The organism is Acetobacteraceae bacterium, from assembly GCA_004843165.1.
Lineage (GTDB): Bacteria > Pseudomonadota > Alphaproteobacteria > Acetobacterales > Acetobacteraceae.
Genome location: CP039459.1, coordinates 1,123,209 through 1,138,847, shown reverse-complemented (window position 1 = coordinate 1,138,847; position 15,639 = coordinate 1,123,209). Strand labels below are relative to the sequence as shown.

The following is a 15,639-nucleotide window of genomic DNA, read 5'->3' as shown; positions in this document are numbered from 1 at the left end:
AGCAGATCATAACGTATTTTAGACCAAATTACGCCTGCTTTTCCTTAATTTTCCGTTTCAAAGCTCACTTTTCCACGTGAGTGGTCGGCAAGCCAGCGTTCCGCCTCTTCAAAATGTTTTTGGGGGATTTTGACGGTTAGGCGGACACCCTCACCACCGAACTCCCGTACCTCAATATTACCGCCCCATATGTCCAAACTCGCCGAAAAAAAATCAAAAAGTTCGAAGGGGCAGGTAAAAACCGCCTTTTGCATCGGGACGAAAATATCAAAAATCCCTTCGTTCAGGCAGTTTGCGGCGGCACCTGAATAAGCCCGCATCAATCCGCCTGCGCCGAGTTTGATCCCGCCAAAATAACGCACAACGAGAACGGCAATATCTTCCAGCTCTCTGCCCTCAATAACCGAAAGGATTGGACGCCCTGCTGTGCCGGTCGGCTCGCCAGCATCATAGGCACGTGCCGCCCCACCTGCCCGAAAAGCCCAACAATTATGCCGAGCGTCCTCTTTGGATTTTTCGGCAATAAATGCCATGGCGGATGCCTCATCCGCTACAGGGGCGGCATAGGCTAAAAAAACGCTTTTTTTAACTTCCAAAACAGATTCGCAAGGTTGGGAGAGAACATATTTCTCCCCCTCACCCAGTTCGCTTTTCTGTTCTTTCGGTTTTGCCTTTTTTGCCATCTCAGATCAAATTTTACCTGTCTTTTGTGCAACCGCCCACATGGCAAAGGCTTGGACGATAGCGACTTCATGCAACCGGTCAAAACGTCCGGAAGAACCTTTATGCCCTGATTCCATATTGATCCGGCACATAAACTGCCCTGATTTGGCCTCATCTCTGAGACGAGCAATCCATTTTGCAGGTTCCCAATAGGTAACCCTTGGATCAGAGAGTCCCCCCATCGCCAAAATAGCAGGATAATCTGTATGACGAATATTATCATAAGGGGAATAAGAGGCGATCAGATCATAATCCTCTTCACTCTTGAGGGGATTACCCCATTCCGGCCATTCGGGAGGTGTCAGCGGTAAATCCACATCCGACATCGTATTCAGCACATCGACAAATGGTACTTGCGCAACGATACCTGCAAAAAGTTCTGGTGCGAGGTTTGCAACTGCGCCCATCAGCATACCGCCGGCAGAACCGCCTTGAGCGACCATATAATCTGCCGATGTATATTTCTCCGCAATCAAATAGCGGGCAGCAGCCACAAAATCGGTAAAGGTATTTGGTTTGTTCTTTTTGCGTCCCTGTAAAAACCAATTCCAACCTTTTTCCGTTCCACCCCGAATATGGGCAACCGCAAAAATCCAGCCACGGTCAATAAGACTATAGATATTTGGGTTAAAATCAGCCTCCATCGGAATACCATAAGAGCCGTAACCATAAAGAAGAAGAGGCGTTTCTCCGTTCTGTTGCGTGCCTTTACGCATAAGCAAGGTAACCGGTACCTCTTCACCATCTGTCGCTTTGACATAAAGACGCTTTGTTTCATACTGGTCTGCATCAAAAGGCACAGGAGATTTCCAAACCTTTCTTAACTTCTTCTCCCCTGTCGCAATATTTTCATCCACCCAATGCGGCGCTGTTGAGGGGGACTGCCAGATATAACGGATCGTTTCACTTTTGAAACCCAAAAAGCCCAAAGAGCTTAAATCATAAGCAGGATCTGAAATCGCAATTTCTTTTGATTTCGTACGAATATCTTGACTGTCTTTTACATCTTCAAAAGAGATAAAGCGCAAAGTTGGGTTGCCCTCAATACGCTCTGTCCAGACAATCCAGTCTTGAGCAACATTTAGTCCCAAAAGGAAATGCCCCGGCGCATGCGGCAGAAATGCCTCCCATGCTTCTCTCTTCGTTTGATGATTTTTAGACTGTAAAATCTGGAAATCAACGGCATTATTTCGGTTGGTTAGAATGAGGAAACGATCTTGCCAATCAAAAATTTCATAGCGCTCCCCCCTTATCAAAGGTGCCGCAGAGAAAGGGGTGCTTTCCGGCTCATCTGCTTTAATTAAGAGCGTTTCTGAGCTTTCATGATCGCCACGCCCAAGCTTAATAAAACGTTTGGAAGAAGTTAAAGAAAGATGCAAAAAGAATCCCTGATCTTCCTCTTCAAAAACCAAAATGTCATTATCCTCGCCTAAACGACGGCGGAACAATTTTCTCGGACGACCATTTTCATCCCGCCAAATCCAAAAAATCCACTGATTATCCGGCGTAAGAATAAAATCACCCGTGCTCCCCTCAACAGGCTTTCCGACAAATTCTCCCGTTGCGATTTCTCGGACTTTAATCTGATAAATTTCAGACCCTTGAGTATCTTCACCCCACGCATAAAAGCGATGATCTTGCGAATGACAAAACCCAACAGCATGGTAAAAAGCTTTGCCTTCTGCCTCTTTGGCTTCGTCCAGAAGGATTTCTTCTGGCCCCATATTTTCCAAAGGATCTGTGCCTGTACCGACCTTATGGCGAATATGGAGCGGATGCTGTGCGCCCTCTTCAAAACGTGCCGTATAGGCGTATGCCCCATCTGGACGCGGCACACCATTTTCTTTCGGCGGCAGACGTTTTTTCATTTCCTCAAAAAGCGTTTTTTGCAACGCTTCTGTCCCCTTTAGAACAGCTTTGGTATAGGTATTTTCTGCTTCAAGATGTTCTTTAATATCTGGGCGAACTTTTGTGGGATCTGTCAAAAGTTCCTGCCAGTTTTCATCCTTCATCCACGCATAGGGATCGTTTCTTGTACGCCCAAGTTGGGTAATCGAATGATCTTCTTTACGTGCTTTTGGAGGTGTTAAAAGCACATCAGAGGAGGGGGAATTTAATAATGTCATAAACGAACGGGAAAGCCTTTTTTCAATAAATAAAATATTCTAATCATTTTTTAAAATGCTTAGCCACCTGTCAAATTGAGGCCTGCCACACAGAAAACGATACCGGCAATACATAAAAAACGAAGCGCTGAGGCAGGTTCTCCAAAAAAAATCATGCCAAGTAAAACCGTTCCAACAGCACCTAATGCAACCCAAACAGCGTAAGCGGTTCCCATTGGAATAGTACGTGAGGCCATCTGCACCAATGTCAAACTAATAACCGAGAAAAAGACTACACTCAAAATCCAGCCAATATCCCGCCAGCTTTGAATAAAACGCATTGATGTTGTAAAGCCAATTTCCGTTACGCCCGCCAGCAATAAATATATCCAAGCCATATGTTCGCTTTCACCCTTTAAAGAATAATTGTCCCCATTTTATAAGCGGTTTTACGCTGAAATAACAGAAGCACACCTTTCATCAAAACGACGGGATTTTCTACCAGCTCTTTCACTCTATTTAGAGATTACCTATATTCAAAGAACTTCAAACTCATTTAAAAAGTTCTGTCTATGAATCCGTTTTCAAAATCTTCTCTTCTCAAAACAGCAAGCTGTTTTGCCCTTCTTTCCGGCATTGCTCTCACCTCTTTTTCCGCTGCGAATGCGGCGGCTCCCTCCAGTAAAGAAACGGCGGCAGAGCAGGTTTTTTCCCAAAAACAACGCACAGCCATTATTGAGATTGTTCGGAATGCTTTGAAAAAAGACCCTTCCATCCTCACAGATGCCCTCATGTCATTGCGTCAAAAGGCGGATGAAGAAAACAGTACGGCAGTCACACAAAGCATTCAGAAAAATTGGGCACTATTTCTCAAAGCCACACCACAAAGCATTTGGGGAAATAAAGACGCTAAAAAAACACTAACAGCTTTTCTTGATCCTCGTTGCGGCTATTGCAAACGGATGGTGCCTGTTCTGGCCGATTATATCAAAGCACACCCAGATGTTCGCCTCATTGAACGACAAGTTCCGCTTTTGGGAGATGCAAGCCAATATGCGGTCAAGGCTATTTTTGCTGCGGAACAGCAGGGAAAATACAAAGAAATGCGTGATTTAATCATGAAAGCTTCTACGGTAGATGAAGCGCAGATTGATAAATTTGCGACCCAGCTCAAACTTGACCAAAAACGCTTCCATGCTGATTTCTCCAGCAAGAAAGTCACTGAGGAAATGAATCAAAATATTCATCTTTCCCGTCTGGCCCGTATGGAAGGCACCCCTTATTTCCTCTTTGGCCAGTTGCCTGTTCCCGGCGGTTTAAGCCTTAAAGAAATGAATGATCTCACTAAAGAGCTACCAACAGACCCTTCCTAAAACCCAATGCTAAAAAAATTAATCAATGGGCAGGATTTTATCCTGCCCAAATTGATGGGAATTTTAAACGTCACTCCGGATTCTTTTTCAGATGGGGGACGTTTTTTTTCACCCAAAACGGCTCTGGCGCAAGCAAAGAATCTTCTCCTTGAAGGGGCGGATATTCTTGATGTCGGCGCTGAATCAACACGTCCGCATTTCATACCGCTTTCTGCTCAAAAAGAAATTGAACGTCTCCGACCTGTCTTATCCCTTTTAAAAGCAGAAAACATTACCTTTTCCATTGATACGTATAAATCTGAGACAGCCTCTTTTGCACTTTCTTATGGCGCAGAAATCATCAATGATGTTGGCGGCCTCCAAACAGATCCGCATATGGCTTTTGCCATTACAAAACATACACAAAGCACCGGGCAATGCCCTTCTATTGTTGTGATGCAATCTCTTCCCCAGGCAAACGCCTCTTTCCCTTTAAAGGAACAATTTCAGATTTTCTTTGAAAAATCTCTCGCTATTGCAAAAAAAGCTGGTATCCCTCAAGAAAAACTTATTTTAGATCCGGGGATCGGGTTTGGAAAAACACCTGAGCAAAATATGGAATGTCTTTCCCTCATTCCTTTTTTAAAACAGACCTATCATCTCCCTGTCCTGATTGGTCTTTCTAAAAAAAGATTTTTAGAAAAATTTAGTCCGCATCCACAGGCTGCATCTGAACGCCTTCCCGCAACTTTAAGTGCTGATCTTTTTGCTGCCCTTAAAGGAGCAGATATTTTACGGGTTCATGATATTTTAGCCCATAAAACCTTTCTTCACCTTTTTCAGGCCTTATACCATCAGGAATCTACTGCACCATGATCTCCCCTCCTTTGATCCATGTTCAAATTCAGGACTTAAAAATCATGGCCTGTCATGGCGTACTTGCCCATGAAAAAACAATCCCTCAGCCCTTTCTTATTTCCTTAGACCTTTCCGTAACCCCGCCAGAATGGCTTGGCATGACAGCTCAAGATGACCTCTCCCAAACCATTTGCTATGCCAATCTCTGTCAATTTGTCGAAAATTTTGTTCAAAAAAATTGTTTTAATTTAATTGAAACACTTTCTAAAAAACTTGGAAGCGCTCTGCTCGAAGCCTTTGATAATCTCAATCAGGTAAAAATCCTCATCAAAAAACCAGAGGCACCCCTTCCCTCTCATTTTGGAGAGAACTCTCTGCAAAAGCAGGTACAGATCAGCCATATTGCGACTAAAATCTATCCCGTTGGAATTGCCCTCGGTAGCAATTTAGGAGAACGAGAAGCCTTTTTAGAAGCAGCCATTAACAGCTTAAATCTTTTAGACGAGTTTGAGGTGCTTAAAACCTCTCCGGTTTTAGAAACGGAACCTTGGGGGAAAACAGATCAGGGGAAATTCCTCAACCAATGTTTAACAGGCCAAACCACTCTTGATCCCTTTGCACTTTTGCGGGCGTTGAAAAAGCTGGAGCGTGAAATCGGCCGTGTTCCCTCCAAAAAATGGGGGCCTCGCCATATTGACATTGACCTTATTTTTTACAGTCATTTTAAAATTAAAAGTACAGCCTTAAACCTTCCACATGTGGAGGCGGCCTTGCGGGAATTTGTTCTCAAACCTTTTGCCGAAATTGATCCTAATTTAAAAATTGGCGAAAATACTGTAAAAAAATTACTTGGTCATTTAAAAACATGACTCCGTTTTAAAAATAAACAACGCTGTAACAAGTAAATAGATCGAAATAAAAAATGAACGACAATCTTAACAAGGCAATCACGTTGCCTGAAAATGCCCAAGAGCGTATGCAAAAAGCTGTCAAAGAAATGCTGCTTGCGCTGGGTGAAAATCCAGAACGTGAAGGCTTGCAAGAGACTCCCAAACGTGTGGCAAAAGCATGGCTGGAATTCTTTAGTGGGCTGTATGAGAATCCAGGGGATCATCTCAAAACCCGTTTTTCCTCTGAAAATTGCAAAACGCCTGTGATCGTTCGAGATATTCCCTTTATCTCCTTTTGTGAGCATCATCTCCTGCCCGTAACAGGCAAAGTTCATCTCGCCTACCTCTCCAATGGAAAAGAAGTCACAGGCCTTTCTAAATTGGCACGTATGGTCAATGGCTATGCACGAAGACCACAACTTCAAGAGCGCTTAACAAAGCAAATTCTTGAAGCCCTCATCCATGATTTAGAGGCAAAAGCGGCTCTTGTGATCATTGAGGCCGAACATGCTTGCATGAGTCTGAGAGGTATTCGAGCTGCGCATAGTTGCACAACGACCTTTGAAGTCGCAGGAGAATGGGAAGAGAATCTTGCAAAACGCCAGGAAATTTTTTCTCTCTTAAAGCCCTCTTCGCTTTAAAAGAATTTAAACCACAAAAAAGCCTGCTCCATTTCATGGAGCAGGCTTTTTTTATTCCACTATGATGCCTGTTCAAAAGAGCAGGCATCATATTTAAGGATTATGGATAAAGCTTCTTCATAATAAGAGCAGCTGTGCCATAAATTCCTAAAAAGAGTAATGGAATGGCGAAAACAACATATTCAAACATTGCTATTCCTTTCTTCTGTAACTCTTTCCTTGTCTTGGATATCGACATATTCACCACTGACCGCAGCGATGACAACTGCCATCGTTGTGCCCATGAGCCAAATCAAATACCAAGGACCGCAATGAGAAGTCACCATTGCAACCAAGGTTGCAAAAAGAACGATTGCAGCGAGGCCGCAAAATTCAAGGAAAAGCTTCGCCAAACTGGAATTTTGTTTATACATAAATACTTCCTTTCCTGTTTGACTCAGTAGCCGTGATCATTATTGATGACATCATTAATGGTCACTTTACCGCGCATCGCCCAGTAGCACCAAGATGTGTAGCATAGGATTACAGGGATAAAGATACCCGCCAAAACAACCATGCATGTCAATCCATATTCACTGCCAACAGCGTTCCAAAGCGTTAAGCTCTGATCAGGATTTTTATAAGAAGGCATCAAGAATGGGAACATGGCAGAACCAACGGTGCCGATAACACCAGCCCAAACACCAAGACCACTCCACCAAGCAATATCTGCTTTTTCAAGTTTAATCAAAACAGATTGTGCAAGGATAGCAAACAGCGCCAATGCAGGGAAAATCCAAAGAATTGGATGTGCATTGTAATTGTTTAGCCATGCGCCTCTTACCATTTCCGCATGCTGTCCAAGAAGCGGATAGGAAGCCATTGCAGGATCAGCATCAACCATGTTGAAGCCTGTCATTCTAAAGACATAAAAACCGCCAACAAGAAAAAGAACTGCTGCAACAGGACCAGCAATCACACCCCAAGCTTGAGCTCTTTTGTAAAGAACACCAACACCGTCAACCATAATAATGGAGGCACCTTGCTGAATGCTAAGGGCAACAGACATCAATCCGCAAAGAATTGCGAATGGGTTGAGGAGATAAGCCAAGAATGATTCATCTTGAATGTACTGACCATTCCACAAGAAGTGGAAGCCGATACCTTCTAAGACATTTCCGATAGCCATACCGAAAATCATCATTGGACCAAAGCCGGAGACAAAGAAAGCCCAATCCCAGCAGGTACGTGCAATGTTGGATTCAACAAGGCCACGATATTCAAACGCAACAGGACGTAAAATCATGATAAACAGAAGGAGAATCATGACAATATAAAGTGCGGAGAAAGAAGTACCGTACAGAGTTGGGAAGGCCGCAAAAATGGCACCACCACAGAGAATGAACCAAGTTTGGTTACCTTCCCAATGAGGGCCGATCATGGCTAAGAGTGTGCGACGCTCATCATTATCACGCCCCACAAAATTGAGCATTGTACCCACGCCCATATCCATACCGACCATAAGGCCGACCATGGCTAACAGAACCGTAAGCAAAAAGCCCCAAATCAGTTTACAGGCCACATAGACCGAAAAGCCCGCTATAATCATATTAGACCTCGCTATATTGGCTGATGTGCTGTTCGCTTGAAGCATGTTCCAACAAATTTGTTGGGCCTAAGCGAGCGACACGGAACATCAGGTACATTTCAACAATGATGAATGCTGTGTAAATCACGGCAAAACCAATCAAAGAGAAAATCATGTAACCGACACTATGGGAAGAAGCAGAAACGAATGTTGTCAACTTCTCGAAAACAGTCCAAGGCTGACGTCCGCACTCAGCAACAACCCAACCATATTCTGTCGCAAGAACAGGCAACGGAATGGAGTAAACAAGCGCTTTGAGAACCAATGGATAATTTTCGATTTGATTTTTCAAGCTCAGCCATGCGCCGATACCGAAAAGCAACATAAACCAACCAGCCAAGAAGACCATGAAGCGGAAGCCCCAGAAAGTCACGAAAACATTTGGAAGAATGTCTGGCTGTGTGGCTTTAACAACGTTATCAAGCTGATCTGCTGTAATCTGAGAGACATCCTGCAATGGTGCATGTGGCATTGCGAGGAAGCCGTACCCGAGGTCACCCTCATGTGCACGGAACAGATCTAGATCATCCTGAGATTGTGTTTTTGCATAGGACTGCAATGCTGTAAGCGCCAAGATACCGGAGCGGATTTTTGGATCTGCCTGTACTTGAAGTTCACGCATACCCAAAACAGGGGTGCTGAAGCTATGTGTAACCAATGGACCCAAAACATATGGAATCCCAAGTTCAAAATGGTTTGTCTGTGCTTTCTGATCTGGAATCGCAAAAAGAGCCCAAGGTGCGAAAGGTGGCTGCGTTGTTTCCCAGATACCTTCCATCGCATCAAGCTTTGTTGGCTGATCTTCATAATCGGAAACACCAAGCGCATCCCCGGCAACGATTGCGGCAACAATCGCAAAAATACCGAAAACAGAAGCAATACGGAATGAACGAAGCGCAAAATCACGATATTGGCCACGAAGAAGGTAAAAGGCGCTCACACCCATCACCAGCATCGCTGCACACACGTAACCTGCAACAGAGGTATGAACAAATTTAGCCTGTGCATCCATGTTGAAAACAACCTGTTCTAGGCTGTCCATCTGAAGACGCATTGTGTGCGGGTCAAAATAACCGCCACGTGGCACCTGCATGTTTCCGTTGGCAATCAAGATCCACAAAGCTGAAAGGTTGGAGCCAAGGGCAACAATCCATGTCACAGCCAAATGAACGGGACGACTTAGACGGTCCCAGCCAAAGAACATGATCCCAACGAATGTTCCTTCCATAAAGAACGCCACCAAGCCTTCAACGGCGAGAGGCGTTCCAAAGATATCACCGAAGAAATGCGAGTACATGGACCAGTTGGTTCCGAACTCGAATTCCATCGTCATACCGGTAGAAACACCGAGAGCAAAGTTAATGCCAAAGAGGAGTCCCCAGAATCTGGTAATCTCTTTGTAAAGTTCACGACCTGTGATGACATAAGCTGTCTCACATGCCGCTAAAAAGAATGTCAGCCCCAAAGTCAATGGGACAAACATAAAATGGTAAAGAGCGGTCAACGCGAACTGAAATCGCGATAGATCCACTACAACCGGGTTAATTAAATCCACTATAAATCTCCTGAATTCAGGAAAAAGAAAATATGCCTGTTATCGAACGGCTCCCACAAGGAAACCGGGCTTAAGAAACTTCTTCCGGACAAAACCTTCCATCCTGTAACCGCAAGACACGATCCATAAATGCCAGTGGCTCCTGCCGGTGCGTAATGCAAACAACAGCAGCCTCAGGCAAAGCATTAAGAATCGACGATATGAGAGTCGTGCCAACTTCTGAAGGTAAGCTTTCCGTCGGTTCGTCAAGGATGAGCAACTCAGGTTTACGGAGCAGTATCTGAGCCGCAGCAAGCCGACGCCCCTGCCCACCTGAGATACGAATCCCCTGCTCCCCAACTTGCGTATCCAAGCCATTCTCCATCTGCTTGACCTCATCCGCCAGCCCTGCCAAAGCAAGTGCCTCCCACATTTCCTCCTTGCTCGCTCCGGGACAAGCAAGAAGTAGGTTATCACGCACGCTTCCAGCAAAAAGATGAAAATCCTGCGCCATAACCCCAACAGACTGAAAAGCCCCGCCTTCCTCAGCCTCTCCCAAGGGAGAACCTTTTACGGAAATACGTCCCGAACTTGGGAGCATAAGTCCACCTAAAAGACGGACTAAACTGGTCTTTCCAGCCCCCGAAGGGCCTATTATTGCCACGCGCTCTCCCTTACCTAAGGTAAGAGAAAGCCTATCAAGAACAGGAAATTTCTGTCCCGGATAGAATAACGTAACCTCATTGATTACTAGGATATGCGCATTATCACGATTTAGGGCAATGTCTGAACTAATATGTGTTGCAAGTGTGACAGATTTACCATCCTTTAAATAAGCGGTTTCAGACTTCTTTTCTGGAAGACCACACAAAGCCATAACCCGTTCATTTGCCCGTTTAAAACGATGCCAAGCAAGCCGTGCATCGACCAGAGGCGCCACAAACTCAAACGCCGCAAGCGCCCCAAGTGCCAGCATGGCAATCTGCGGCGCTGAAATTTTATTTATGAGATAGTCCCGATCCGCCAAAATAACTGTCAAAACCAAGGTAACGGTTGCAAATACCGGAACCAAATGACGTAAAATATTGACTCGAAAAACTTCTTTTAAAGCCGAATGATTTACCTGAGCTTGAATGTTCTCCACCTGTTTCAGACGCATGTCCGCCGTCCCGCAAAAGAGAATATCAGGCATTCCCTGCATATCCTCCACAAGCTCTCCCTGAAGTTTTTCCATATTTTTGACATTATCTAAAACATGTTCTGCTGCAAAAAAACCGGCAAGCCACGGCAGAAAAAGCCCCACACTCAATAACGCTGAGAAAAGTAATAGCCCACAGGAAAGTGAAAAACATGCCACTAAAATAGCGGCAAGAATCGAGGAAATAAAAGCTGTTCCAACGACCAGCCAAACATCCAAATAGACCTGCCCCATCTTTTCCGTATCTGTTACAAACCGACCTAGGAAATCCCCCCCACGCGTCATTTGTGAAAGACGAACGGAATTTGGAATGAGTTGCTGAAAACACCAAGCGCGCAAGCGTCCTGTCGCCCTTAAAGCGGCATCGTGGTTAAGCAAACGATCCCCATAACGGGCGACAATTCTTGAAATAGCAAAAAATCGAACCCCTGTTGCCGGCAGGGCAATATTAAACATATTACGCACAACCAATCCGCCCATCCCCGCAGCGGCGGCAGCGGCCAGCAGCCAGCCTGAAAGAAACATCAGACAGAAATTTGCCATTGAGGCCAAGCAGGAAAGAAGCAGTCCCCCCAGTAAAAGCCAACGATAGGGCCCCATAATATAGCGCATAATCTTCATTATTTGCGCTCCTCAAGCTTTTTTTCAGAAACCAAACGGCCCTTTTCCAAGCGCAGACTCTGCGCCGCCAAAGCACCAATATCCTCACGGTGTGAAATTGCCACGACAATCCGTCCTTTTGCAGAACGCTCTATCGCCTCGGCCAATAGCTGGGCATTTTCTTGATCCAGATCCGCCGTGGGCTCATCCAGCACCAGCAAACTTGCTCCACTTAACAAAGCCCGTGTTAAGGCAAGACGACGTATCTGCCCCCCGGAAAGTGGCGCACCACGATCACCAAGCTTAAATTCAAAACCCTGTGGCAGTTTTTCAATGAATTCCAAAGCACCCGCCTCTTGCGCAGCGCACCGCATTTGCACCAAATCAGCATCCTGTGCTGAAAGTCTTAAATTTTCAAAAATTGTCCCTGCAAAAAAATAAGGGCTTTGGGGCACCCAGCCTACTTTCAAATGCGAACGGGAAGCATATTTTCCACCGGCCATTTGCAGAAAAACCTCCCCTGATCGGGAAGGAAGCATTCCCAGCAGAAGCCTAAAAATCGTTGTTTTTCCAGCGCCACTAGGACCGGAAATAACCGTCAGCTGGTTTGACTTAAAATGTGCAGAAAAATCTTCGACAACATTTTTGCCTTCATTATATCCGACTGCAACATTTTTCAACACAAGCGCTTCAACCGCACATGGGTCAAAAACATCAACACTTGGTTCAGGGCAATATTGCCCTTGTTTTCTAGCCTCCTCTGCCAACTCAGGCAAAGTCAGCAATTTTGCCAAAGGATCAAAAGCACTCTGGGCATTTTGACGTGCATGGTAAGAGGTAGAGAAAACCCGCAAAGGTAAAAAATATTCAGGAGCAAGTAACAGAATAAAAAAAGCTGTTTCGAAAGAAAAAGTTCCCGCCAGCAAACGCCCTCCGAGAACAACGGCGACAATCGCAATGGAAATAGAAGCAAAAAACTCTAAAACGCCGGAGCTTAAAAAGGCAATCCGCATCACTTTAAAAGTTTCCTTACGGTGTCCCTCTGCCATATCCCCCACCCAAACAGCACCTTTTTTTGCTCTGCCAAATAAGCGCAACGTCGTCATCCCCTGAAGAAAATCAAGAAATGAGCCGCTTAAACGCAAAAGCTCGTTCCACTGCCGATCCATCACCGCCTGTGCCGCATAGCCCACAAGCGCCATAAAGACAGGAATAAGCGGGCCTGTGATGATTAAAACCATAAAGCTGATCTTATCGAGCGAGAAAACAACCCCTAAAAGAATCAAAGGCAAAATGACCATTGCCGAAAGGCGTGGAATATAACGTGCAATATAGGGTGACAAAGCCTCGATGCCGTTTGAAAGCGCCGTTGCCGTCTTCCCTGTGGCTTCGAGATCCAAAGCGACAGGCCCAGCGCGAAAAAGATGTGCCATCACCTCAATTCTTAAAGAAGAAATAGCCTTGATCGCCGCCTTGTCTCCGAACGTATCCGCCTGTGACTGTAAAATGGAACGGACGATCACGGAGAATCCAAGAAGAAGAAGGACATTTTTTTCGTCAAAAATATTTTTTTGATTAAAGGCCAAATCAGTTACCAAACGGGCAATTGCGCCCATTTGAAATACGAGAAAAATACCCGCAATCCCACCGAGAACAACAGCAAAGATCAAATCTTTTTTAACAGGTTTTGTTACATCTTCCAGCGCAGGTAAGGCGGCTTTTTCCTCTACAATGAGAGGAGGCGCCTCTGCTGATTGCATTTCCCTTGCAAGGGATTCAACAAGTTTATCTTGATTTTGTCTATTCATTCTGCCTCTAATCTTAATTCATTCTTATTTTTTAACTTTATTCCCCTTCATGGAGAAAACAGAATTAAGCTGTCAAACTCATAGCAGAGAGCGTGAAGAAAAGGAAAATTCTTGCAAAAAGAAGGTAAGTTATATACTCCCAAAGACAAGAAGTAATATCACTTTAGGATAAGGAATATTCAGTATTACTTTATGTTATACTTGGCTTGCTGTGAAAGATATCGGGTTACGCCACCATGTACCTCCCCTTTCTCGTGCCTGACCGCCTCCCTAAAAAAAGATTTTGGTTAAGATTCTATCTCAACCTAAAGCATAAAGAAGAAAAAACTGAAAAAACTTCTGTTTCTTCTAAACGCCTCTGTGCGTCCCCCCCCCGTTTTATTATCTTAAGTGCGATGATTTATTGTGGATTTTTACACCCACACCGTGTGCGTTCCGCCGAAATTGGTGAAGCTTCCGACCTCAACTCTCTCCAAAAACTTGAAGCGAAAATGTCACGTTTAAAAAGAGACCTGACGCTCCTTCAGGAAAAACAACAGCGGGAAAATGAACAGCTTCGGGTGGAGCTTACCAAAGAAAGAGAAGAAACCGAGAGCGATCCTTATCAAGGGGCTGATATTGATCCGCCTCAAAAAATTACGGAACTTGCCGCGCCCCCGACATTTACACAAATTGAAGAACATCGGGCGCATACAACAAATGCCGCTTGGAAAAGTACAGCCCCTTTAGATGATCTTAAAACAAATCTTCTTGCAAAACCCGATACAGCGCACACTTTCTTTGGAGAGCTCACCGATACGCCGGCGGCACATACAGATTTAAAAAGCCCGCTACGTCGTGGACAACTCCAAATGGGCGGTCTCCGAATCACGCTTGGCGGCTTTGTTGATTTTGATATGTTCTGGCGTTCTCGCAAAATGTCTGCCGATCAAAATTCGGATTGGCGCAATATCCCATGGGGGGATTCCAGTGACCATGATACATCTGAATTTCAGTTAACCGCACGACACTCCCGTATCTCTGCCCTCGTTGAAGGGCAAGTCAGCCAACACACAACCATAGACGGCTATGGCGAAATGGATTTTGAATCCTCTGGCTCCATGTCTAATAGCCGTGGCAGCAATCCCTATACACCCCGCATGCGTGTCGCCTATGCAGAGCTTAAAAACACCCATTCCGGCTGGTTTCTTTTGGGCGGACAAAACTGGTCTCTTATGACAATGAATGCCAAAGGCATGCTGGCACGTGATGAAGCCGTACCTTTAACCGTTGATGCAAATTATGTCCCTGGCTTTACCTATACCAGAGCGCCACAAATCCGTGTTGTGAAAGCCTTTGGCATTCATGGCAACCGGGAGCGCTTTTCCATTGGGGCCTCTTTAGAAGACCCTTCCGCGACAGCGCCTTCAACCACCCCAAATATACCCGGTGTCGGAACCATCACCGATCGCCACACAGGAACAGGCACAAATAATACCCAGACTTATTATGCCGGTGAATATGCCCCTGATTTCATTATGAAGGCAACCGCAGATCCCGCTTGGGGACATTTTGAGGCCGAAGGCGTCATGCGCTATTTCCATGACACAACGACGCAATATGATGCGGCAAATCAGACCGGCTCTAACCGAGGGCATACCGCAATCGGCGGCGGCGGCGGCGGTGGATTCATTTTACCCTTTTTGCATAATAAACTCAGCTTTATGGCCTCAGGCATTGTTGGCGCCGGTATTGGCCGCTACGGCTCTGCCCAAATGCCGGATTATACCTATAACCCCGATGGTTCTATCCGTCCTCTCCCAGAAGCCAATGTTCTTACAGGCGTTGTTTTCAACCCACTCAAATGGGCACAGCTCTACGGCTATTGGGGAATGGAAAAAGTACTCCATCGGGAATCTTTTCAGGCTGGCGGCCAACCTTTTGGCTACGGCAATCCCAATTATAATATGAGTGGCTGTTACCAAGAGGGAAGCGGAAATTGCCCGGCAGAAGGCAATTTAAATTACATTTCCCAAGCAACAGGTGGTATCTGGTTCACCCCGATTCAGGGCGATTACGGCACCATCAAAACAGGTGTTCAATATTCCTACACATGGGAGCAAGCCTATGGCGGTATCGGTGGAAAACCCCGAAATGACGAAAACACGGTCTTTTTTGATATTCGCTATATGCCTTTTGGATAATTCTATGATTTTTTGCTTTTGCAGGTTAAACGGTTTTTGATTTCTTTTTGAGCTTTTATTATTCTCAGTGACTGAGTTTTAGAGAGGATTATTTATTCTGACGTTTCTTTCTTCCTTTGT

Annotated in this window: 13 protein-coding genes; 5 read left to right on the top strand and 8 right to left on the bottom strand. The window is 45.2% G+C overall.

Annotated features, from left to right (window positions below; all coding sequences use genetic code 11):
• Nucleotides 1-44 precede the first annotated feature (44 nt).
• Genes FAI41_05605 through FAI41_05595 form a run of 3 tightly spaced genes read right to left on the bottom strand, consistent with a single transcriptional unit; the run spans nt 45 to nt 3,226 of the window.
• Complete coding sequence (locus FAI41_05605; protein QCE33111.1) at nt 45-683, bottom strand: YigZ family protein; 639 nt, start codon at nt 681-683, stop codon at nt 45-47.
• 6 nt (nt 684-689) lie between these two features.
• Entirely contained in the window at nt 690-2,849 is a 2,160-nt protein-coding gene (locus FAI41_05600) for a S9 family peptidase (GenBank protein QCE33110.1), read from the bottom strand.
• 59 nt (nt 2,850-2,908) lie between these two features.
• A complete protein-coding gene (locus tag FAI41_05595; protein QCE33109.1) occupies nt 2,909-3,226 on the bottom strand; it encodes a multidrug efflux SMR transporter in 318 nt (105 codons plus the stop codon).
• Nucleotides 3,227-3,400: 174 nt separating this feature from the next.
• On the opposite strand from FAI41_05595, the gene FAI41_05590 reads away from it, so the two are divergent.
• The 4 genes from FAI41_05590 to folE are packed head-to-tail and all read left to right on the top strand — an operon-like array spanning nt 3,401 to nt 6,569.
• Entirely contained in the window at nt 3,401-4,201 is an 801-nt protein-coding gene (locus FAI41_05590; protein QCE33108.1) for a DsbA family protein, read from the top strand.
• A gap of 6 nt (nt 4,202-4,207) precedes the next feature.
• On the top strand, nt 4,208-5,056 hold the full coding sequence (gene folP / locus FAI41_05585; GenBank protein ID QCE33107.1) for a dihydropteroate synthase: 849 nt from the start codon (nt 4,208-4,210) through the stop codon (nt 5,054-5,056).
• Entirely contained in the window at nt 5,053-5,907 is an 855-nt protein-coding gene (folK, locus tag FAI41_05580; protein ID QCE33106.1) for a 2-amino-4-hydroxy-6-hydroxymethyldihydropteridine diphosphokinase, read from the top strand. Before folP ends, folK begins: the two co-directional genes overlap by 4 nt.
• Before the next feature lie 53 nt (nt 5,908-5,960).
• A complete protein-coding gene (folE, locus tag FAI41_05575; protein ID QCE33105.1) occupies nt 5,961-6,569 on the top strand; it encodes a GTP cyclohydrolase I FolE in 609 nt (202 codons plus the stop codon).
• Nucleotides 6,570-6,751: 182 nt separating this feature from the next.
• Here folE and FAI41_05570 read toward each other — a convergent pair whose 3' ends face one another.
• From FAI41_05570 to cydD, 5 genes are all read right to left on the bottom strand, one after another.
• Nucleotides 6,752-6,982: a hypothetical protein gene (locus FAI41_05570; protein ID QCE33104.1), complete on the bottom strand. Its 231-nt coding sequence runs from the start codon at nt 6,980-6,982 to the stop codon at nt 6,752-6,754.
• A 23-nt stretch (nt 6,983-7,005) separates the two neighbouring features.
• Nucleotides 7,006-8,157, bottom strand: a complete 1,152-nt coding sequence (gene cydB, locus FAI41_05565; GenBank protein ID QCE33103.1) for a cytochrome d ubiquinol oxidase subunit II — start codon at nt 8,155-8,157, stop codon at nt 7,006-7,008.
• 1 nt (nt 8,158) lies between these two features.
• Nucleotides 8,159-9,751, bottom strand: a complete 1,593-nt coding sequence (locus tag FAI41_05560; GenBank protein QCE33102.1) for a cytochrome bd-I ubiquinol oxidase subunit CydA — start codon at nt 9,749-9,751, stop codon at nt 8,159-8,161.
• Between the two features lie 70 nt (nt 9,752-9,821).
• Nucleotides 9,822-11,549, bottom strand: a complete 1,728-nt coding sequence (gene cydC, locus FAI41_05555; protein QCE33101.1) for a thiol reductant ABC exporter subunit CydC — start codon at nt 11,547-11,549, stop codon at nt 9,822-9,824.
• A complete protein-coding gene (gene cydD, locus FAI41_05550) occupies nt 11,549-13,336 on the bottom strand; it encodes a thiol reductant ABC exporter subunit CydD (protein QCE33100.1) in 1,788 nt (595 codons plus the stop codon). The genes cydC and cydD overlap by 1 nt, the downstream gene beginning before the upstream one ends.
• Nucleotides 13,337-13,572: 236 nt before the next feature.
• Here cydD and FAI41_05545 point away from each other — a divergent pair, with 236 nt between their 5' ends.
• Nucleotides 13,573-15,519 carry a hypothetical protein gene (locus FAI41_05545; protein QCE33099.1) on the top strand — a complete coding sequence of 649 codons (1,947 nt, stop codon included), beginning with the start codon at nt 13,573-13,575 and terminating at the stop codon, nt 15,517-15,519.
• The last annotated feature ends 120 nt before the right edge of the window (nt 15,520-15,639 follow it).